Annotated in this window: 18 protein-coding genes and 1 other RNA gene; 16 read left to right on the forward strand and 3 right to left on the reverse strand. The window is 44.1% G+C overall.

From position 1 onward, the window contains the following. The first annotated feature begins 316 nt into the window (after positions 1–316). The 4 genes from FZC79_RS08365 to FZC79_RS08380 are packed head-to-tail and all read left to right on the forward strand — an operon-like array spanning position 317 to position 5,223. Complete coding sequence (locus FZC79_RS08365; RefSeq protein WP_148946351.1) at positions 317–1,822, forward strand: phytoene desaturase family protein; 1,506 nt, start codon at positions 317–319, stop codon at positions 1,820–1,822. After that, the gene (locus tag FZC79_RS08370; protein ID WP_148946352.1) at positions 1,815–2,624 is read left to right on the forward strand and encodes a carotenoid biosynthesis protein; all 810 of its coding nucleotides are present in this window, start codon (positions 1,815–1,817) and stop codon (positions 2,622–2,624) included. The genes FZC79_RS08365 and FZC79_RS08370 overlap by 8 nt, the downstream gene beginning before the upstream one ends. Continuing rightward, positions 2,624–3,751 carry a glycosyltransferase gene (locus FZC79_RS08375; protein WP_148946353.1) on the forward strand — a complete coding sequence of 376 codons (1,128 nt, stop codon included), beginning with the start codon at positions 2,624–2,626 and terminating at the stop codon, positions 3,749–3,751. The genes FZC79_RS08370 and FZC79_RS08375 overlap by 1 nt, the downstream gene beginning before the upstream one ends. Continuing rightward, positions 3,748–5,223 carry a phytoene desaturase family protein gene (locus FZC79_RS08380; protein WP_148946354.1) on the forward strand — a complete coding sequence of 492 codons (1,476 nt, stop codon included), beginning with the start codon at positions 3,748–3,750 and terminating at the stop codon, positions 5,221–5,223. The genes FZC79_RS08375 and FZC79_RS08380 overlap by 4 nt, the downstream gene beginning before the upstream one ends. A 204-nt stretch (positions 5,224–5,427) precedes the next feature. Here FZC79_RS08380 and FZC79_RS08385 read toward each other — a convergent pair whose 3' ends face one another. Genes FZC79_RS08385 through FZC79_RS08395 form a run of 3 tightly spaced genes read right to left on the reverse strand, consistent with a single transcriptional unit; the run spans position 5,428 to position 9,190 of the window. Further along, on the reverse strand, positions 5,428–6,258 hold the full coding sequence (locus tag FZC79_RS08385; protein ID WP_148946355.1) for a phytoene/squalene synthase family protein: 831 nt from the start codon (positions 6,256–6,258) through the stop codon (positions 5,428–5,430). Continuing rightward, positions 6,255–7,700: a phytoene desaturase family protein gene (locus tag FZC79_RS08390; RefSeq protein WP_148946356.1), complete on the reverse strand. Its 1,446-nt coding sequence runs from the start codon at positions 7,698–7,700 to the stop codon at positions 6,255–6,257. The genes FZC79_RS08385 and FZC79_RS08390 overlap by 4 nt, the downstream gene beginning before the upstream one ends. Next, positions 7,697–9,190 (reverse strand): phytoene desaturase family protein, encoded by a 1,494-nt coding sequence (locus tag FZC79_RS08395; protein WP_148946357.1) that lies wholly within the window; start codon positions 9,188–9,190, stop codon positions 7,697–7,699. The genes FZC79_RS08390 and FZC79_RS08395 overlap by 4 nt, the downstream gene beginning before the upstream one ends. A 745-nt stretch (positions 9,191–9,935) precedes the next feature. On the opposite strand from FZC79_RS08395, the gene secG reads away from it, so the two are divergent. From secG to FZC79_RS08455, 12 genes are all read left to right on the forward strand, one after another. After that, complete coding sequence (gene secG, locus FZC79_RS08400; RefSeq protein ID WP_148941247.1) at positions 9,936–10,169, forward strand: preprotein translocase subunit SecG; 234 nt, start codon at positions 9,936–9,938, stop codon at positions 10,167–10,169. Between the two features lie 513 nt (positions 10,170–10,682). Next, the gene (locus FZC79_RS08405; protein WP_148946358.1) at positions 10,683–11,000 is read left to right on the forward strand and encodes a helix-turn-helix domain-containing protein; all 318 of its coding nucleotides are present in this window, start codon (positions 10,683–10,685) and stop codon (positions 10,998–11,000) included. Continuing rightward, a complete protein-coding gene (gene tnpB, locus FZC79_RS08410; protein ID WP_148946359.1) occupies positions 10,973–12,112 on the forward strand; it encodes an IS200/IS605 family element RNA-guided endonuclease TnpB in 1,140 nt (379 codons plus the stop codon). Before FZC79_RS08405 ends, tnpB begins: the two co-directional genes overlap by 28 nt. Before the next feature lie 293 nt (positions 12,113–12,405). After that, on the forward strand, positions 12,406–13,152 hold the full coding sequence (locus tag FZC79_RS08415; protein ID WP_148941441.1) for an alpha/beta hydrolase: 747 nt from the start codon (positions 12,406–12,408) through the stop codon (positions 13,150–13,152). 24 nt (positions 13,153–13,176) lie between these two features. Continuing rightward, positions 13,177–15,507 (forward strand): ribonuclease R, encoded by a 2,331-nt coding sequence (gene rnr, locus FZC79_RS08420; RefSeq protein ID WP_148946360.1) that lies wholly within the window; start codon positions 13,177–13,179, stop codon positions 15,505–15,507. Between the two features lie 133 nt (positions 15,508–15,640). Beyond that, the gene (gene smpB, locus FZC79_RS08425) at positions 15,641–16,114 is read left to right on the forward strand and encodes an SsrA-binding protein SmpB (RefSeq protein ID WP_113926842.1); all 474 of its coding nucleotides are present in this window, start codon (positions 15,641–15,643) and stop codon (positions 16,112–16,114) included. Positions 16,115–16,293: 179 nt separating this feature from the next. Then, positions 16,294–16,656: a transfer-messenger RNA gene (gene ssrA / locus FZC79_RS08430) on the forward strand. Between the two features lie 645 nt (positions 16,657–17,301). After that, entirely contained in the window at positions 17,302–18,354 is a 1,053-nt protein-coding gene (locus tag FZC79_RS08435; protein ID WP_148946361.1) for a phosphatidylglycerol lysyltransferase domain-containing protein, read from the forward strand. Between the two features lie 22 nt (positions 18,355–18,376). After that, on the forward strand, positions 18,377–18,697 hold the full coding sequence (locus tag FZC79_RS08440) for an MGMT family protein (RefSeq protein WP_148946362.1): 321 nt from the start codon (positions 18,377–18,379) through the stop codon (positions 18,695–18,697). An 824-nt stretch (positions 18,698–19,521) separates the two neighbouring features. Then, entirely contained in the window at positions 19,522–19,875 is a 354-nt protein-coding gene (locus FZC79_RS08445) for a hypothetical protein (protein ID WP_148946363.1), read from the forward strand. An 11-nt stretch (positions 19,876–19,886) separates the two neighbouring features. Continuing rightward, complete coding sequence (locus FZC79_RS08450; protein WP_148946364.1) at positions 19,887–20,204, forward strand: DUF3784 domain-containing protein; 318 nt, start codon at positions 19,887–19,889, stop codon at positions 20,202–20,204. 143 nt (positions 20,205–20,347) lie between these two features. Continuing rightward, complete coding sequence (locus FZC79_RS08455) at positions 20,348–20,557, forward strand: hypothetical protein (protein ID WP_148946365.1); 210 nt, start codon at positions 20,348–20,350, stop codon at positions 20,555–20,557. Positions 20,558–20,657 lie beyond the last annotated feature (100 nt).

Consider the following 20,657-nt stretch of genomic DNA (forward strand, 5'->3'; position numbering starts at 1 on the left):
TGTTTTCAGCTTCAGGTTGATATCATCTAAGACTGTACGGCGGAAAGTCAATAGCTCCTTCCTTTCTACATAACTGTATAATTCCTTTACAAATATTATATTTCAACTATACAATGAGGCTAAGCAAAAGTCGAAACATAACCTTCACCAAGAGCCTTATCCTTTTATTTTCGCTCCTTTTACAAAGGAATTCCGCACTCCCTTCTGTTCAGTCCCTTTTAAATGGGGAGGAGGGGTGATCAGTATCCACACAGCAGCAACACTTTAGAAAAAGCCATTTTTACAGTAACATCAACCAATCTTAGGAGGAGATCTCATGAGTAAAAGTGCAGTTGTTATCGGCGGGGGCCTTGGAGGCCTGTCAACCGCAATTTCCTTGGCATCTAAAGGACATAAGGTGACAGTCTATGAAAAAAATGAACGTGCGGGCGGTAAACTCAACATCCGTAAAGGAAAGGGTTATTCCTTCGATACGGGACCTTCAATCTTGACAATGCCATGGGTACTGGAAAACCTGTTCGAACGTGCAGGAAGGAATGTACATGATTATCTGGACATCCAGCGGGTTGAACCGCAATGGAGAACATTCTTTGAAGATGGAACTTCATTGGATGTGACGAGTGATATTCCGACGATGCTGGACCAAATCAGATCACTCTCGCCGGAAGATGCATCAGCTTTTTATGAATACCTTAATTACTGCGGAAAAATGTACGACCTGAATCTTAAGAGCTTTTATAAGAAAAGCCTTGCGGGCCTGGGAGATCTGCGCTCTTTACATAATTTTAAAGAACTGATGGCGATGGATCCCCTTAAAACGATGGACCAGGCAACGAAAAAGCACTTCAAAGACAAAAGGATTCAGCAGTTATTTAACTTCTTCATCATGTACATCGGTTCCTCGCCTTATCATGCGCCGGCTGTGCTGTCACAATTGATTCATGTCCAGCTTGGGCTCGGAATCTTTTATGTGCAGGGCGGCATGTATAAGATTGCCGAAGCAATGCTGCAGCTTTGTGATGAACTGGGTGTTGAGGTCATAACGAACAGCCCGGTTGTGGAGATCTTGACGGAAGGCAGCAAAGCAAAGGGCATCCAGCTTGAAGACGGCACAAGGGTTAAAGCGGATATCGTCGTGTCCAACCTTGAAGCACTGCCAGCTTATAAAAAATTATTGAAAAAGCATGGGCAGACCGAGCAGACAACACAATCCCTGGAAAAGTTTGAACCGACCGTGTCCGGTCTCGTGATGCTGCTTGGTGTGGATAAGCAGTACGACCAGCTTCAGCACCATAACTTTTTCTTTTCAAAGGATCCCGAAAAAGAGTTCAAACAGATTTTTGATGAAGGACGCCCGGCGGATGACCCGACTGTCTATATCGGCGTATCGGCAAAAAATGATCCCGGACAGGCACCGGCAGGAAAAGAAAATCTATTTATTTTAACCCATGTTCCGCCTTTAAAAGAGGGAGAGAGCTGGGAAAGCTACCGTAAAGATTATCGCGATCTTGTGCTGGATAAGCTTGAAAGAATGGGCCTTGAGGATATCCGTTCTCATATTGAATTTGATTATGAGTTCATTCCTGATGATATTCAAGGATTATATGGGTCAAACGGAGGATCGATTTACGGCGTGAATACGGATAAGAAGAAGAATAGCGGTTTCAAAATCCCGGCGCGAAGCACAATGCTTGAAAATATGTATTTTGCCGGCGGCTCTACCCATCCCGGCGGCGGTGTGCCGATGGTAACCCTGTCAGGCCAATTGACAGCTGATTTAATTCAGGAAGATCTTGCGGCTAAGGGACAGAAAATTGGCTAGGTCCTTAAACGGAGAAAATCTTCTCTACTATTTTTTCTTATTCTGGTATGCGTGCGGCGTTGTGCTTCTTTCCTTCGACTTGCTGCCTGCTTCTCTTCAATGGGCGAACGCAGTCTTCCTGATGCTGGCGGGGCTTGTCGGAAGTCTGTATTTCCTGTCAGCCTACGGCAGGATTACCGGCGCGGCATTTATCGGAACCATTTTTATTATAAGCATGCTGGCGGAAGGCCTCGGGGTTCACTTCGGCTTTCTGTTCGGCAGCTATAATTACACATCAGACTTCGGCTGGCAGCTATTCGGGGTGCCGGTCGCAATAGGCTTTGCCTGGCTTCTTGTCATTTCGACCTCCCATGTGATTGCCGTCTGGCTGACCCGGACATTCTACAAGAAGAACGGTGCTGTTCACAGCATCCTTTATATTCTGACAGGTGCGGTATTCACAGTAGGGATGGACCTTATCATTGATCCAGTGGCTTTCCACGTTAAGCAGTATTGGATCTGGGATGAGGGACTTTCCTTTTATTATGGTGTTCCGCTGCAAAACTTCAGCGGCTGGTTTTTGCTTGCTTTATTCTTTCATCTGATCATTTACATCGTGCTTAGGCTGCAAAACAATTGGCCAGAGGCAATAAGCGGTTATCGCAGCAGGCGAATCGTGCTGCTCTATATTTTGGTGACAGGGATGTTCATGCTCCTGGGCTTGCTGAACGGGCTCTGGCTCGCAAGCTTTTTAGCGCTGGTTTTTATCCTGTCAGCCGCTTTTGTTTACTTTGGCAGCGCAACTGAAAGGGAGGAAACATAATGCTTATTTTATATAGTTCCATACTGATGGTTTTTCTTATTTGGACAGTCATCAACAGCTTTTTTCTCCCTTCACTGCCTGGAAAGAAAGATAAAAGTCTGGACCTTGAAGAAAAGGTATCGATTCTCGTTCCGCTTCGTAATGAAGAAAGAAATGCATCCGTACTTGTACATAATCTGAAAAAGTTGACATATCCAAGGCTGGAGGTTCTGCTTCTTGATGATAACTCGACCGATGATACAAGAAAACTGCTTCAGGAGGCCATCGGGGATGACAGCCGGTTTGAAATTCTAAACGGTAAGCCCCTTCCTGCGGGCTGGAGCGGGAAAGTCCATGCCTGCTATCAACTTAGCGAAAAAGCGAGGGGGGATTACTTCCTCTTTTTAGATGCAGACGTACAACTGCATCCACAAACGATTCAACAAGGGCTGGCGCTTCTGAAAAAGAAAAAGGCCGGCATGATCACCGGTTTTCCAAAGTTTCCTGTTAAGCCGCTGCTTGAGCAATGGTTTGTTCCGCTGCAGCAATTTTTTGTCATTTTTCACCTGCCGATTTGGCCGGCAAACCACACGACGAGAGAAGAGTTTACCGCTGCTCACGGAGCTTTCTTGTTTTTTACCCGGAAGGCCTATGAAGCTTCCGGCGGCCACGAAGGCATTCGTGATTCAATAGTGGATGATGTTCATCTCACCCGCAAGGTTAAGTCTGCCGGACAGCGCGTAGTTTTATGCAATGTGACCGAGTATGTTACCTGTAAAATGTACAGCAGCAATAAAGAGGTATGGGAAGGATTTTCAAAAAATCTCTTCCCGGGATTGGATCGGTCGGTCGTATTTGTCCTCGCAATCAGCCTTTTTTACCTTTCATTTTATGTCATCCCGCTTCCGCTTGGGGTTTTTGGCCTCTATAGCGGAATCCTTCATGGAAATTGGAATCTCTGGCTCTTCCTCCCCCTATTGCTGATTGTCCTTCAGAAGCTGTGGGTGAACTTCGTTATAAAACAAAGACTGGTCCTTTCACTCTGGATGCCAGTGGCGAGTGCAGCATTCATTGTTTTAATATTTAACTCGATGCTGTACGGACTGAGAAATAAGGGGTACAGCTGGAAAGGAAGGACTTATTCATGAAGAAGATCGTCATTATCGGGGGAGGCCTGGGAGGGCTTGCCGCAGCCGCTACTCTTGCAAGCAGCGGCTGTTCTGTTGTTCTCTTTGAAAAAAATAAGCATCTCGGCGGTAAGCTTAAGCCTGAAACACTTGGCAGCCACAGGTTTGATTTTGGACCAAACACTATCACAATGCCGCATGTATTTGATTCTGTCTTTTTCGAAGCCGGCGATGATCCCCGTCATTATTATGACTGGGTGAAGCTCGAAGATCATACTGCTAACTGGAGTGCAGAAGGCGAGCGGTTCTTAATGTCAACAAGCAAAGAAAAGGTGATGCAGCAGCTGCAAACGTTGGATCCCTATGCTTATCAGCGTTATGAATCATACCTTTCAGAAATCGAGAAGCTCTACCAGTTATCAGAAAAAGCCTTCTTTTACCGAACTTTTTCATCCTGGAAAGATTATCTGTCGCCGAGCCTTTTTTCAGCCTTTACTAAGGTGAAACCGCTGGAAACGATGGACCGCTTTCACCGCCGCTTTTTTAAAGATCCGTTTCTATTGCAGGTGTTCAATCGCTATGCGACGTATATCGGTTCTTCTCCATTCACTAGTCCAGCCACCTTTTCGATGATTGGCTATCTGGAAATGGTTCAAGGTGTTTTTTACGTAAAGGGCGGAACGGTGAAGCTTGCTGAGAGTCTGGCGAAGCTTGCTGAAAAACATGGAGCGGAAATACATAGGGAAACAGAAGTGACGGAAATTCTTACGAAAAATAAGCGGGCTGTCGGAGTGAGGACTGGAAGTGGAGAGAAGGTTGCAGCCGATGATGTGATATTGAACGGTGACCTGCTGCAGGCACTTCCTAAATTACTGAAGAAGGAAGAGAGAAGGGTAATGACCGATAAAAAAATCGGTAAGACGTCTCCCTCGATCTCAGCCTTTGTGATCATGGCAGCACTTGATCATCATCATGATTCATTGATACACCACCAAGCTTATTTTTCCAAAGACTATGGAAGAGAATTTTCAGAGCTGTTTCAAGGGCGCTGGCCGGATGATCCAACAATTTACATAAGCAACTCATCCTATACGGACCGGGATGCATCTCCTGAAGGAAGCAATTTATTCATTTTGGTTAATGCTCCTCCTCTGGGGATGAACGGTGAAATGAACCTTGATGTGGACAAGTATAAAGAATTGATCTATAAAAAACTGGAGAAGCACGGTGTGGTTATTAAGCCCTATCTACAACAAGAGAAAATTGTTACGCCGGCAGATATCCAGAAGCGATTTGGAGCCTACCGCGGCGCATTGTACGGTGTTGCTTCCAATACAAAGAAAGACACCTTTTTAAGGCCGTTCAACCGCTCGCAGGATATAGAGAATCTGTACTTTGCCGGAGGAACGACACATCCGGGAGGAGGGTCACCGATGGTCGTGATCAGCGGGAAGAATGTGGCTAAGAAGATTTTGGAGGGGAAGATGAGCTGAATTGGATTTACACTCGGCGGGAAAGGCGTTTCGCCGATAAATTAGTGTTTTTCGCTGATAAAATGGACAGAAGCGCCGATAAACTCTCCGCTTCCGCCGATAAGCACACAAAATCCGCCGATATCTTGATTCTGGACACGAAAAGAAAGTAAAAAAAGACCCGGCTATTCTGTCGCATGGACATGGCCGGGCTTTTTCATTTCTTCATCCCAATCGTTCTGCGAGCAGTTTCTCTTTTTGCCCTTCTGTAACATAAGCCCTTTTCGAGAAGACGTTATGTCCGTTGGAGCGGACGCTGTCCAGAATTCCTCTGTAAAAAATGGCGGCTGACTGGACGGGGATCTGTGAATAAGAAGGGTAATGCGACATGGTGTCCATCGCTTCCTGATAATAGGAATCGGCTCGTTCTGCAAGGCTTTCCCACATTGAGATGAATGAGCTGTTCACTACATTTTCTTCGAGAAGATCTGCTGAATAACCATGCTGCATCATTGTTTCTCTTGGAAGATACAATCTGTTGCGCGTAAGGTCCTCTCCGATATCCCGCAAGATATTGGTATACTGCATGGCAATGCCCAGGGATATTGCGCCGTCTCTCAGCTTCTTTTCCTTATCGGGAGCTAGTACCGGCAGCAGCATAAGGCCGACTGTTCCCGCGACGTGGTAGCAGTACGATTCTAACTCATTAATAGAGTGATAGCTTCGTCCTGAAAGGTCCATTTCCTGTCCTCTAATCATGTCTTCAAAGGGTTGAACCTCCATTTGGTACCGCTGAAAAACGTCATGCAAAGCTGTCCAATAAGGGGATTCTGATAAATGCTCACCTCTGGCAAAGCGGGAAAACTCTTCTTTAAAAAGGTTTAATTCAACTTCCGGGTTTTCGCCTTCGTCTACAATATCATCTACTCTTCTGCAAAAAGCATAAATTGCCCACACGGCGTTCCGGTTCTCCTCCGGCAGAAATGAAAACGCCTTGTAGAAAGTTTTTGAATGCTTTTTTATTATGTCTTCACATGCCTGGTAAGCTTCCTTCATCTAGTCATCACCCTTTCCATATAATTTGAAAGCAGCTTTGCTCCTTGCATTACAATCGGAATGCCTCCTCCTGGATGGATGGATGCGCCGACGCTGTATAATCCTTCATAGGCAAACGGCTTTACTTGCGGGCGAAAGACCCCGGATTGACCTAGTGTCGGAGCGATACCGAAGCTGCCTCCTTGATACAAGCCATCCTGCTGGTCATCCTGAGGTGTGCGGATTTCCATCCACTCAATCGCATCCCTGAGGCCGGGAAAGCCCCTTGTTTCAATTTCATCCAGGATCCGTTCGATAAATTCCTCTTGCTCCTTCCAATTGACCTTATCACCTGAAGGCACTGGAATAAGTGAATACAACACGCTTTTTCCCGGAGGAGCGAGACTGTCATCAATTCTGGATGGGTAAAAGGTGTAGATCGAAGGATTATCCGGCAGCCGGCTGCTGGTAAAGACTGCATCCATGTGCTGCTGGAAATTGTCCGGCATGAAAAACTGGTGAACATCTGCCTCGTCATACTGCTTGTTTAAGCCGAAATAGAGAAGAAGACAGCCAGAAGATGCTTTGTAGCGTTTTTTCTGGGGTTTCTCATTGTTAACCAACCGGTGGATCCCTGGAAAGTCTCCGTTAAAAACTACATTATCAAAATTTTCCGCTTTACCACTAGTAATAAGGCCTGTGCAGCGTTTTCCGCTAAATTGAAGTCCGGTTACCTCAGATTGTAAGTGAACAGGTATTTCCTGATCCTCGATATGTTTCGTTAAAATGTTTACCAGCCTGCCATAGCCGCCTTTTAGATACCAGATTCCATGGTCATGTTCACTGTAAGGGATTAGTGAATAAAGAGCGGGTGCATTGTTCGGAGAACCTCCGATGTAAAGGGTTTGAAAAGAGAATGCCTCCTGCAGACGCGGGTGTGTAAAGTAGGCTTCAGCACTTTTTCTCACGCTGTGGAATGCTTTGAGGTTCAATAGGATTTTCATATTTTGATAGGAAAAAAAGTCCCTCTTATTGACAAAATCTTTATCGAGAAATGCTTGCTTTCCTTTGTGAAATCGTTCTTTCATTTCTGTTAAATACCTTAAGTAATTCTGCTGCTCTCCTGGGAAGACCCGTTGAATCTCCTCGAGCTGCTTTTCAAGGTTACTGGATTTATAGAAATGGCTGCCATCAGGGTAATTCAGCTTATAAAGAGGATCAACCTGGATTAATTCCAGTTCCTCCTCTGGGATTCCTGCTTTATTCAGGACATCCTTTAACATATCCGGCAGCAGCACGATGGTTGGTCCTTTATCGATTCTAAATCCGTCCCGTTCGATAAAACCCAGCCTGCCCCCGAGACGATTGCTTTTTTCATAAATCGTGACATCATGCCCTTTCTTCTTGAGTAAAAGGGCTGCTGTCAGGCCGCCGACTCCGCCGCCGATAATTGCGGTTTTCATACAGACACCTCCTGGACAGCGTGTTTTTCTAAAATCATCGAACTCGTGATCCGCGCTGATTCAATGATTGTAGGCAATCCGCTGCCCGGATGGGTGCCGCCGCCGACCAGCCAGAGCCTGTCAATTTCTTTTACTTTATTATGAGGCCTGAAATACATCATCTGAGGAAGATTGTGAGCCAGGCTGAATGTGGCTCCTTTGTAAATGTTCAGGTCATGTTCCCAGTTGTATGGGGTGAAAACGACTTCCTCTTCAATATGGTTCTCGATTCCTTTGAATTCAGTACGCTCTTCTAACTGCTGCAGAATCAGTTTCCTGAATTGATCTTTATTCTTTTCCCAGTCAATTTCACTGAAATTATTTGGGACCGGCGCCAGCAAATAAATTGCGGATTTTCCCGGCGGTGCCAATGTTTCATCCGTCACAGAAGGATTGTGAATATAGATGGAAGGATCCTCGGACATGGTCTTGGTGCCGGTGATTTCCTCGACATTCTTTTTGTAATCCTTTGAAAAGACGATGGTATGATGAGGAAGGTCAAAACGCTTATCCAATCCGAGATACATCATAAAGGCCGAGCAGGAATATTTTTTCTTTTGCAGCTTTTGCGGTGTATATTTTTTTGTCGATCCTTCTTCAAGCAAATTTTCCATCGCGTAGCCAAAATCGGCGTTCATCACGATTTCATCTCCGTAGAGAGTTTCTCCGTTCTCGAGAAGCACGCCTTTCGCCTGGTTTTCTTCGGTCAGGATTTTCTTAACGCCGGAGTTCGTGATGACCTTCCCGCCGTATTCTTCTATTACAGCGGCCATTGCCTTCGTAATTTGATTGACTCCGCCAATTGGATGGTGAACCCCATAGGCATGCTCCATGTAGGACAATATAGTAAATGCTCCCGGACATTCCCATGGCGACATCCCGAGGTATTTAGACTGAAACGTAAAGGCAAGCTTTAACCGCTCATCTGTAAAATAGTCAGAAAGCCTTCCGTACAGTGATTTTCCCACGCTTAACTTCGGAAGGGCTTTAATGAAACGCCATTTCGTATAGTCAAAAAGAGAGTCATGCTTATTTCGTAAAATCGGCAGTAAAGCCTGAAGTTTGGCATCCTCTTCCTTCATAAATCGCTCGTAACCATCTACATCGTCCGGGAAAAGCTGCTGAATCTGCTTCTTCGTCTTGTCTTGGTCCGTACTTGGGCTGAAGGCCAGACCATCGAAACGAAGCTCATACATTGGGTTAATTTCTTTAAGGGTTATGTAATCGTGAAGATTCCTGCCTGAAGCAGTGAAAGCTTCCTCTAGTATATGGGGCATATTCAAAAAAGTCGGTCCTCTGTCAAACACATACTCACCAACCTGCATCGATGACGTACGGCCGCCGATAAAAGGCTGCTTTTCTACAACTGTTACATTCAATCCCTGACTTGCCAACAGCATCCCGGCGGTCAATCCACCTGGACCGGATCCAACTACAATGACTGTTTTCATCTACTCACCTCTTCCTGTTTAACTATACAATTATTATACGATAATTATACAAAACTTGAAAGAGATATGTACTTCTATTAATGGATGTTGAGCCCTCACGACCCCAGGGACGCCCAGTAAGGCAGTTTTACACAAGCTGCCGGCACTGTTCAACATTGGATGGATTCTTTAGTCTAATGAGTAGAGGACTATTAATAAAAGCTGGTTTCATATTGATCTTTTCCCTGATGACCAGGGCTTTTCTTTCTGGGTGTTTCTGGTGTATGACAGCAATATTTTTTTAAATTCGTAACAAGTAGCGGCAAAGTTTACGAGAAGAGCCTTAATAAAAAAAGGAGCAGGAACCAGTGGACATTTGATTACCCCGGAATCTTTTCGATGTATCACCGGGAATCTCACTTTATCCTTCTTTGTGCCTGTGGAAAATTCCACCTTCTTAATGAGCTACCCACTTTTAACTAGTTATAACCCTGCTTTTATGAAAGTGTATAGTGGCTGTTTAGCGACACAACCAATAGAGAAGAAGGGCGGCGGTTGATAGAACGGCGAAATCGGCTGATGAAATTGACAAAGCGGCAGAACTGGAAAAGTTATTGATAGAAACAGAAAAAGGGTTGATAGCCAGAAACTCCGGCTTTAGACTGTCCACAAAACCGCCAAAAATTTCAAATCTTTATTGTGGCTGGCTGACAGGTGTGATAAAATTAAAAATATTGCTTAACGTTCGTTTCAGGAGGTGGGACTCGTGCATACATTATTGATCACTTTACTAATCATTGTTTCAATCGCTCTTATCGTCGTTGTATTATTGCAATCTGGTAAAAGTGCAGGACTATCAGGTGCCATCTCAGGTGGTGCAGAGCAGCTGTTCGGCAAACAGAAAGCGCGCGGACTCGATTTAGTGCTGCACCGCGTTACAATCGTTCTTTCTGTTTTATTCTTCATTTTGACTCTGGCAGTAACATACTTCGGTTTTTAATCATAGAAAACCCGGTCATTACGGCCGGGTTTTTTTATTTGCCGTAAAACAGATTTTTTTAAGGTTCTCATAACGTACTTTTCGTAAGGATTGTGGCTGTCTACCGCTCCAATCCTCCTGTATATAAGTGAAAGAGGGTAAAATAGCGTTCAAAAGCAACAATCCTTTAGAAAAGAGCCTTTCATAAACTTTGTGGCTATTTGTTTTAAATTGCGAAAGATAGCGCCGTAATTCAACTGTAAAATCCTGTTTAACAAGAGAGAAAAGAGCTTCTCTCTTCGTTTAGAGCAAAAAAGCTTAGTATCTTAGAAAGCAGCAATGTATGCGAAAATAGTCTTTTTTATCTAAAAATGACGAGAAAACTCCCTCTTCAAGCGTGTGAAGGGCATAGCCCAACGGTAAGTGGGAGATGAATCGCCTGCCTTTGGTCTCTACTAAAAAAACTTTGAAAGAAACATACGTTCCCAAGGTACCATCTTTCTTGGTATAATTACTACAAGGAGGTGAAACCATTTGAATGTTAAAAAAATCTTTAAATTCAGGATCTATCCAAATCACCAACAAATTGAATTAATCAATAAAACGTTCGGTTGTTGCCGGTTCATCTACAACTATTTTGTTGGGAAACAAAAGAACAAAGACGCTTATTGGTCTATCGTAAATGAAATGGTACAGAATGGGCAGCTTTTACAGAACAATTGGAAAGGTGAATTTTTCAACAAGTACCAATCCATTAAAGCTGTTCGAGAGCTCAAGAAGACCTATTCATTCTTGAAAGAAGTCGATAGTATTGCCCTTCAGAAATCAGTNATCACCAACAAATTGAATTAATCAATAAAACGTTCGGTTGTTGCCGGTTCATCTACAACTATTTTGTTGGGAAACAAAAGAACAAAGACGCTTATTGGTCTATCGTAAATGAAATGGTACAGAATGGGCAGCTTTTACAGAACAATTGGAAAGGTGAATTTTTCAACAAGTACCAATCCATTAAAGCTGTTCGAGAGCTCAAGAAGACCTATTCATTCTTGAAAGAAGTCGATAGTATTGCCCTTCAGAAATCAGTTGAAATCGTTCATGATTCCTACAAACGGTATTACAAGAAACAAAATCGTTTACCTCGCTTCAAATCGAAGAAGAACCCCGTTCAATCCTATACCACAAAGTTTGTGAACGGGAATATACAAGTGAAAGATCAACACATCAAATTGCCAAAACTCGGCCTGGTTCGGTTTGCCAAGAGTCGAGAGGTGGAAGGCCGAATAATGAACGCCACCATTAGACGAAACCCTTCAGGTACGTTCTTCGTTTCGATTTTGGCTGAATCAGAAGTTCAACCCTATAAGAAAACTGGCACCTCTGTCGGAATCGACGTAGGTTTGAAGGATTTCGCAACTCTTTCAGATGGCACAACCTATAAAAACCCCCGCTTTTTCCGTACACTAGAAAAGAAAATAATTAATGCCCAATGCATTCTTTCAAGGAGGCAAGTGGGTTCTTCGAATTGGACTAAACAAAAAAAGAAAGTTGCCCGGCTGCACGAAAAAATCGCTAATGCAAGAAAAGATATGTTGGACAAAATCTCTACCGAAATAGTCAAAAACCACGACATTATCGGCATTGAAGATTTGTCTGTCAAAAGTATGTTAAAAAACAAAGATCTTTCAAAAGGAATCAGCGAAGTAAGCTGGGCCCAATTCAGGTCTATGTTGGAATACAAATCATTATGGTACGGCAAACAGGTGATAGCCGCAGCGAAAAATTTCCCTTCCAGCCAGCTATGTTCTGTATGTAATCATAAGTATAAAGCCGTTAAAGATCTTGCGTTGCGTGAATGGACCTGTCCAAACTGTAAAAGCAACCATCAAAGGGATCTTAACGCAAGTATAAATCTTCGCAATGAAGCATTGCGATTAACCGCAGGGACTGCGGAGATAGCCTAACCAAAAACGAACCAACAAGGTTTGTGTTCTTAGGAATCCCCCACTTCAAGCGACCTGTAAGGGCGGTAAGTGGTGGGTAGTTCAAACAGCAGGCTTCATTACTGGATTGTTTTGCCTCTGATTGCTTAGAATATAGGGTAGGGTATTGGTTAATCAAACGTTTGATTAATAAGTCGATTCCCTTAAAGGACCGCTCTCTTTGCAGTATTAGAGAGAGGGTGCGCATTGCAGCCACAAACTACAGGCTCTATCAAGCCCTGACTATATTTATGAATAAAGGAGTTTCAACAATCATGAAAACAGTTTTACCAAAACCATTTACGTTCCAAGCTGGAAAACGTGCGGTTCTGCTGCTGCACGGTTTTACAGGGAATTCCGCTGATGTCCGCATGCTCGGCCGCTTTCTGGAGAAAAAGGGCTACTCATCGCATGCCCCTCACTATAAAGGCCATGGAGTTCCGCCCGAAGAACTGGTCCATACAGGTCCGGAAGACTGGTGGAAGGATGTCATGGACGGCTATACCCATTTGAAGAGCCTAGGGTATGAGGAAATAGCTGTTGCGGGTCTCTCGCTCGGAGGGGTATTTTCACTAAAATTAGGTTACACTGTTCCTGTAAAGGGTATTGTACCGATGTGTGCGCCTATGTACATAAAGAGTGAAGACGTCATGTATGACGGTGTTGTTGAATACGCAAGGGAATTTAAGAAGTTTGAAGGAAAAGACCCTGCGCAAATTGAAGAAGAAATAACAGAGTTCAAGAAAACACCAATGAATACATTGAAAGCACTCCAGGAACTGATTGCAGATGTCCGGGGAAATGTAGATATGATTTACAGTCCGACTTTTGTCATCCAGGCGCGGAATGACCACATGATAAACACAGATTCGGCCAATATTATTTATGATGCGGTTGAATCTGATAATAAAAAAATTAAATGGTACGAAGAGTCCGGCCATGTCATCACGCTCGATAAAGAGAAAGAGCAGCTGCATGAAGATGTTTATGCCTTTCTCGAAGGGCTGGACTGGACTGTTTAAACGACGACTTAGGAGGTTTAAGAAATGGATGATTCTATTCGCGGAAAGATAGACAAGCTTCTTTCATACATGAAAGATGAAGCTTATAAACCATTGACGGTGCAGGAACTGGAAGAAGCTTTTGGGATTGAAGGTTCTTCCAATTTTAAAGATTTTGTAAAAGCTCTTGTCATCATGGAGGAAAAAGGACTTGTTGTCCGCACGCGCAGCAACCGTTACGGCCTGCCGGAAAAAATGAATCTTATCCGGGGGAAATTATCGGGTCATGCGAAAGGCTTCGCTTTTGTTCTTCCTGACGAACCGGGATTAGATGACATTTTTATTCCGCCAAATGAAACCAATAATGCCATGAATGGCGATATCGTGCTGGCGAGGGTCTCCTCGGAAACTTCCGGAAGCAGAAGAGAGGGTTCCATCGTCCGGATTTTGGAAAGAGGCGTTACACAGGTAGTCGGGACCTATACGGAAAGCAAGCATTTTGGATTTGTGATCCCGGATGACAAGAAATTCTCCAGTGATATTTTCATCCCGAAATCTGCCAATATGGGAGCTGTCGAAGGACACAAAGTGGTCGTCGAACTGACCTCCTATCCTGAAGGCCGTAAAAGCGCGGAAGGAGAAGTCACTGAAATCCTCGGGCATAAAAATGACCCTGGTGTGGATATCCTGTCTGTTATCCATAAACACGGAATAACCGTTGAATTCCCCGATGAAGTGATGGAGCAGGCCAACAATGTGCCGGATGAAATTGATCCATCCGAGCTTGAAAACCGCCGTGATCTGCGTGAAGAAACCATCGTGACCATTGATGGAGCAGATGCGAAGGACCTTGATGATGCGGTTACCGTAAAGAGGCTCAACAATGGAAATTACAAGCTTGGCGTTTATATCGCGGATGTCAGCTACTATGTGACAGAAGGTTCCCCGATCGACCAGGAAGGTTTTGAAAGAGGGACGAGTGTGTACTTAGTGGACCGAGTCATCCCGATGATCCCGCACAGGCTTTCAAACGGAATTTGTTCCTTGAACCCAAAAGTCGATCGCTTGACTCTTGGCTGTGAGATGGAAATCAACGCACAGGGCGAAGTCGTCAAACACGAAATCTTCCAAAGTGTTATCAAAACGACAGAGCGGATGACTTACTCAGACGTGAACAAGATCCTTGTGGATAAGGACGAACAGACACGTGAACGGTACGAGCCGATTGTCCCGATGTTCGAGCAAATGGAAGACCTTGCGCAGATTCTGAGAGAAAAGCGTATGACCCGCGGAGCGATCGATTTTGATTTTAAAGAATCAAAGGTGCTGGTGGATGACGAAGGCAAGCCGACTGATGTGGTGTTAAGGACCCGCTCGGTGGCAGAGCGCCTTATCGAGGAGTTTATGCTTGTTGCGAATGAAACCGTGGCAGAGCACTTCCATTGGATGGATGTTCCTTTCATCTACCGTATCCATGAAGACCCAAAAGAAGAAAAGCTGCAAAAATTCTTTGAGTTTATCACGAATTTTGGTTTATTCGTAAGAGGAACAGCCAATTCCGTCCACCCTCGTGCCCTTCAGGAAATCGTTGAAGCGGTAGAAGGGAAGCCGGAGGAAGTGGTTGTATCGACCATGATGCTTCGTTCCATGCAGCAGGCGAAATACTATGCTGAAAGCCTTGGGCACTTTGGACTTTCAACACAGTACTACACCCATTTCACATCGCCGATCCGCCGTTATCCTGACTTAATCGTTCACCGCCTCATCAGGACGTACCTGATCGAAGGCAAGCTGGATGAGACCACAAGAGCGAAATGGGCAGCACTGATGGATGAAATCGCTGATCACACTTCAAGCCGTGAACGCCGTGCGGTTGACGCAGAGCGTGAAACGGATGAGCTGAAGAAAGCAGAATACATGCTTGATAAGGTCGGAGAAGAATATGAAGGAATCATTTCTTCTGTCACGAACTTTGGTATGTTCGTCGAGCTTTCCAACACAATCGAAGGCCTTGTCCATGTGAGCTACATGACGGATGACTATTACCGCTTTGATGAAAGATCCATGGCGATGATTGGTGAAAGAACGGCCAATGTTTTCAGAATCGGAGATGAAATCACCATCCGCGTTGTAAATGTCAACAAAGATGAGCGTGCCATCGATTTTGAAATCGTCGGAATGATTAGCAACCAGAGACCGCGTGAAGAACGCCCGACCGTTGTCAGAACGAGGCAAAAGGACCGCAACGGCGGCGAAATGCCGAAGAAAGATTCTGGCGAATGGTCAACGCGCCCTCCGCAGAACAAGAAGAAAAAAGGCAGCAAGAAGTTTGAGAATGCGCCGAGAAGCAAAAGAAAGCCGAAGAAACGCAAATAAGCTGTTTAAGGAGAAAAGAGTCCTTCTTTTCTCCTTTGCTTTCAGCTAGTATAATGGTCTATACTATTGTAAAATGAGGGCCGGTAACCATAAAGAGAATCTCCGGCCAACAGAGAAAAAGGGGGAAGCTCCAATGCCAAAGGGTGAAGGAAAGTTAATTGCACAGAATAAAAAAGCGCGCCATGATTTTGCCGTTGAAGAAACATATGAAGCTGGACTTGTTCTGCAAGGAACCGAAATCAAGGCAATCAGGGCAGGACGGGTAAACCTGAAAGATTCGTTTGCCAGAATCCAGCAGGGTGAAGTTTTTGTCCACAATATGCACATCAGCCCATACGAGCAGGGCAACCGGTATAATCACGAACCGCTCAGGACGAGAAAGCTGCTGCTTCACAAAAAGCAGATATCACAGCTGATCGGACAAACAAAAGAAGCGGGATATTCCCTGGTACCGTTGAAGCTCTATATTAAAAATGGAGTCGCCAAGCTTTTAATCGGTCTTGCTAAAGGTAAAAAGAAATTCGATAAGCGTGAAGACCTGAAACGAAAAGATGCGAATCGTACTATCCAGCGTGAACTTGCTCAAAGGCAGAAAGGGAATTACTGATTAACGTAATTTACCATAAGCCTATTCATTGCAAAATACCACAGATTTGTTATAATAAGAATTGTCGCAGGGTAATTAAGCGGCAGCAAGGACAACTGAATAAGTAACCGAGCACAACTTATTCTGCCCGTTCTTCCCTTTAGGTTTTTTTTGCTAAAGCGAAAATAACCAACTATCATGGGGACGTTACGGATTCGACAGGGATAGTTCGAGCTTGAGTTGCGAGCCGTGGGGATCGTCCACGATAAAACGTCAACGCCAATAATAACTGGCAAATCTAACAACAACTTCGCTTTAGCAGCGTAAGCTAGCTTAGCGGTTCCTCCCTCCATCGCCCATGTGGTAGGGTAAGGGACTCACTTTCAGTGGGCTACGCCGGATTCCACCGTCTGAGGATGAAGGAAGAGATCAATCAGACTAGCTGCACGGACGCCCGTCGATAGGCAGATGTTGCAGCGAACTCGCGAATGTATCGACTACGCTCGTAGACGCTTAAGTGGCGATATGTCTGGACGTGGGTTCGATTCCCACCGTCTCCACCAAATACATATTTGGTGGTTTTTATTTACTAAATTCCAATTTACCACATAAAATTTATCTCTTAAAAAGCCATTAACTGCTTAGCAAGGAGTTAATGGCATTTTTATTTATTCAAGTAGCAGCTTAAGATTACATTAATCAGATCGACTGCAGGGATTCAATGAGATGATTTCTTGCTTCTCAACAGCGCGTAAACTGGATTTGCAGTCCAATATCTGGACGTTGTTTTGATCTCACCGGCCCGTAAACTGGACTTACGGGCCAACACCTGGTTGTTTTATTGATCTCACCGGCCCGTAAATTGGACTTGCGGGCCAATATCTGGTCGTTTTATTGATCTTACTGGCCCGTAAGTTGGACTTGTGATCCAATATCGGGTGGGTCTCTAGATCTCAACGGCCCGTAAACTGGACTTGCGGGCCAACACCTGGTTGTTTTATTGATTTCAGCGGCCCGTAAACAGGATTTGCAGCCCACTATCCGGTGATTCACCCTGCCTCAATGCCCCTCAAAACCCCCGTTTACACCTCACAACCCACTCCTGCTCAACTTTTTTAAATCTCATAAAAACATTTCTCTAAAAAATTCTTCAATCAACATGCACCCTGTATGGTATTATTTATTTAACGTTATCAGGAGGCCAATACATGTACATCAAAATTTTTAATTCCTTAATGACAACGAGAAGGACAAGGAATGAAATCCCTTCATGTAACTTAGAGGGTCATATTGCCCGGATGACTTCCCTTTTGCAGGAAAAAGGGGGAAATCATCTTACGCATTTAACCTTTTTAAAAGATAAAGAAGTATTTTGGAATGAAGAACAAACTGTTTTTATACTATATAAGCGTTTTGCCAATAAATTGATTGTGCTGGGTGATCCGGTGGGGGAAGAGGCTCATATTTACCAAGCCATTAAGGAGTTTTCCGACTACGGCAGGGATAAAGGGTTAAAACCGGTTTTTTATCAAATCAGTCCTAAGTTCATGCAGCATTACCATGATTCAGGGTACAGGTTCGTCAAGCTGGGAGAAGAAGGGATTGTGAACCTTCAGCTATTCAGCACAGAAGGTAAAAAGAATGGCAAGCTGCGGACAAGTTTGAATAAGTTAAGCAGAAATGGTTACTCCTTTGATGTCATGCTGCCCCCTTTTTCGGAGGAAGTGCTTTCAGAAATTACTGCGGTTTCAAGCATGTGGCTTGGTGATCAAAAGGAAAAAGGTTTTTCGGTTGCTGCATTCAGTGAGGAATACGTTTCCCGCTTTCCTGTTGCCATGATAAGAGATTCCCAAGGCAAGTTAATTGCCTTTGCAACTTTGCCGACCAATTATAAAGGGACGATCAGCATTGATTTGATGAGAAAAGTGGCCGACAGTCCCAATGGCACAATGGATGCGTTGTTTGTCCATATCTTCAATTGGGCAAAAAGCAATGGCTATAAAGCCTGCAGTCTGGGGATGTCCCCACTGTCCAATGTGGGAAACTGCCACCATTCCTTCATGACTGAAAAACTTATACATTTAGCTTACCTGCATGGAAATTCCCTATACAATTTCAGGGGCCTCAGGGAGTTTAAAGATAAGTTCTCCACGGATTGGGAGCCTAAGTATCTGGCTTACAAGAAGACCGCTCTTCCTATTGCATTCGTTCAGTTGCTGCTGCTGATCAACCAGAATCAGAAAACGAAGAACACCTTTTAAATCTACGCGAAAGGATGTTTCCGTGACACCTTTTACAGAAGACGTAATAAAAATTATTAGAAACATCCCTGCAGGAAAAGTCATGACCTATGGACAGATTGCGGGACTGGCTGGAAGTCCGCGTGCTGCCCGCCAGGTTGTCCGGATTCTCCATTCCATGAGCCGTAAACACGAGCTTCCCTGGCATAGGGTCATCAATGCTCAGGGCCAAATTGCTCTTCGTGATGAAGAGTCTTTTGAAGAACAGCGGCTGAACCTGGAAACGGAGGGTGTAGATGTCGGCCTGCAAGGGAAAATAGATTTAGAGAGATTTCAATGGAATCCTGAAATAGCTGAAACATAAGGGACACTTCCAAAGGAGTGTCTTTTTTATGCCTGTTAGCAAAAAATGTGTCCGCTTTACACGAAATGGATTTCCGCTCCAGGCGGACGACTCCGCGGGGCGGGCGGTGAAGTAAAAGCGGAAGCGGCCGTTCAGCGACGTACAGATTTTAGGGCTCTCGTATGAGATAAAGGAATCACGAAGAGCGTAAGCGATTCGATGATGACTTATCTATAAAAAGTGAAATGGCCCCGCTCAGCGGCGTACGGACTGGACTGACTCCGCATGAGATAAAGGAAACACAACGAACATAGTGAGTTGATGTTGACTTATCGCAAGGAGGAGGCAGGGAAGTACGCTAGCCGATGGGGTCATGCAGCTAGATTAGCAAGGAGAGAGACCGAAATCTGCTAGTCGCTGGCCGCTGGAGCTGGATGAGCCTCCTCGGCTGCGCCTGCGGGGTCTCACCTGTCCCGCTAGTCCCGCAGGAGATCGTCCGCCTTCCGCTTCAATCATCCTACGTAAATGGGAAATAGTAATATCAACATTCTAAATCAGCAATCAAACTAAAAATCTTTTAAATAGACTGTTGGCGCATTATAAATGTTTTCGGAATTATACCCTTTCAAGTACTAAGATTTTCATCTGTAAATGCCCAGAATATATAGCCGTTATCTTACAAAGTTAATATAAAAAGCAACAAAATTTATAAAAAGCGCCTCTTTATACTTTAACCTCTCTAATGCTTTTACCGTGAGAGAAAAATTTGCTGCATAGTCCTCGCTCTAAGAAATGATGTGTTAAAATATTCTAAAAACTATATTAACAAGAATTGGGGAGCAGGGATGGATGCGTTAGGAATTTCGGTAGCTGTGTTGATGATTGTCATTGTGGTTTTCTCGAGTAAAAAGGAATATAACAAAATGAGTACCGCTGAAAAGGAAAAGCTGAAGGAGGAGTTGAGAAACCCGCTGATCCTCGTAGCAGGATTGATACCGGCAGGGTTCCTCTTAGTATTTATTTCGATTGCTTTGCAGTCAGCCACTCTCAGGAATATTGCTTTTGCTTTAATGGGCCTTGGCATGATCATTGAAGGCGCGATGTTGTCCAAGGAGTCATCGAGAGGTACTTTACTCGTTGTTCTTGGGTCCTCTGCCATTCTTGTGCTTGGTTTACTGGCCACTCGGCCGTTCTGGTAAGGAGGCATTACATGATTGTTCATCTACTCATTATAGGTTTGTTTGTTATCCTGGGCATATTTCTGATCAATGGAAAAGGAGCCTTTTTGATTGCAGGATATAATACACTGCCTAAGGAAGAGAAAGAAAAGTATGATACCGAAGCACTGTGCAAGTTCATGGGCAAGATGATGTTTGCTCTATCGTTCAGTATCTCGCTCTGGGCATTAAGTGAGGCACTCGATATGCAGTGGCTGTTCATAGCGGGAATGGTTTTATTTATGGCCTTAATCTTTTTCATGCTTGTTTATATTAATACCGGCAGTAGATTTAAGAAAGGCGATGGCTGAAAGAGGGTTGGCGAAGTGACAAAATGTTCAAGTAGGTATCTGCCTGAATTTTCCTCAGGGCATTAGATTAACGTGAATAGTCTGGGTTGGGTGTTTGTCCATTTGGTTTCAATTCTTTTTGATTTGGACCAGGAAAAGCTATAATGGCGACAAGCACTTATGAAAGGAAGATGAGAATGTCCGAGTTCTTAAACCTGGTCTTTGGGTATGTTATATTGGCGATTCCAGCCTTGATCATTGTTCTGTTATTCATGCGAAAGTCAAAAAAGGACCTGAAGGATTTTGATGAAAGTAAATATCATATTCTTGATCATGATGGAGATAAAGATAAAGATAAAGAAAGAGAAAAATAAAATACTCAAGAAAAATCCACCTGCGGCAAGTTGTCCCTGGTGTTTTTTTTTTTATAAACTATTGAAGTTAACGTTAACGTCAATGGTAAAATAGTGTTAT

Origin of the sequence: Rossellomorea vietnamensis (genome assembly GCF_008180615.1) — a bacterium.
GTDB lineage: Bacteria > Bacillota > Bacilli > Bacillales > Bacillaceae_B > Rossellomorea > Rossellomorea vietnamensis_D.

Coding starts and splice junctions, on each gene's coding strand:
- FZC79_RS08450 (WP_148946364.1), top strand. CDS start 19,887: ATGATTGTTCATCTACTCATTATAGGTTTGTTTGTTATCCTGGGCATA.
- FZC79_RS08365 (WP_148946351.1), top strand. CDS start 317: ATGAGTAAAAGTGCAGTTGTTATCGGCGGGGGCCTTGGAGGCCTGTCA.
- FZC79_RS08385 (WP_148946355.1), bottom strand. CDS start 6,258: ATGAAGGAAGCTTACCAGGCATGTGAAGACATAATAAAAAAGCATTCA.
- FZC79_RS08380 (WP_148946354.1), top strand. CDS start 3,748: ATGAAGAAGATCGTCATTATCGGGGGAGGCCTGGGAGGGCTTGCCGCA.
- FZC79_RS08415 (WP_148941441.1), top strand. CDS start 12,406: ATGAAAACAGTTTTACCAAAACCATTTACGTTCCAAGCTGGAAAACGT.
- smpB (WP_113926842.1), top strand. CDS start 15,641: ATGCCAAAGGGTGAAGGAAAGTTAATTGCACAGAATAAAAAAGCGCGC.
- FZC79_RS08390 (WP_148946356.1), bottom strand. CDS start 7,700: ATGAAAACCGCAATTATCGGCGGCGGAGTCGGCGGCCTGACAGCAGCC.
- FZC79_RS08375 (WP_148946353.1), top strand. CDS start 2,624: ATGCTTATTTTATATAGTTCCATACTGATGGTTTTTCTTATTTGGACA.
- FZC79_RS08435 (WP_148946361.1), top strand. CDS start 17,302: ATGTACATCAAAATTTTTAATTCCTTAATGACAACGAGAAGGACAAGG.
- FZC79_RS08395 (WP_148946357.1), bottom strand. CDS start 9,190: ATGAAAACAGTCATTGTAGTTGGATCCGGTCCAGGTGGATTGACCGCC.
- rnr (WP_148946360.1), top strand. CDS start 13,177: ATGGATGATTCTATTCGCGGAAAGATAGACAAGCTTCTTTCATACATG.
- FZC79_RS08445 (WP_148946363.1), top strand. CDS start 19,522: ATGGATGCGTTAGGAATTTCGGTAGCTGTGTTGATGATTGTCATTGTG.
- FZC79_RS08455 (WP_148946365.1), top strand. CDS start 20,348: ATGGCGACAAGCACTTATGAAAGGAAGATGAGAATGTCCGAGTTCTTA.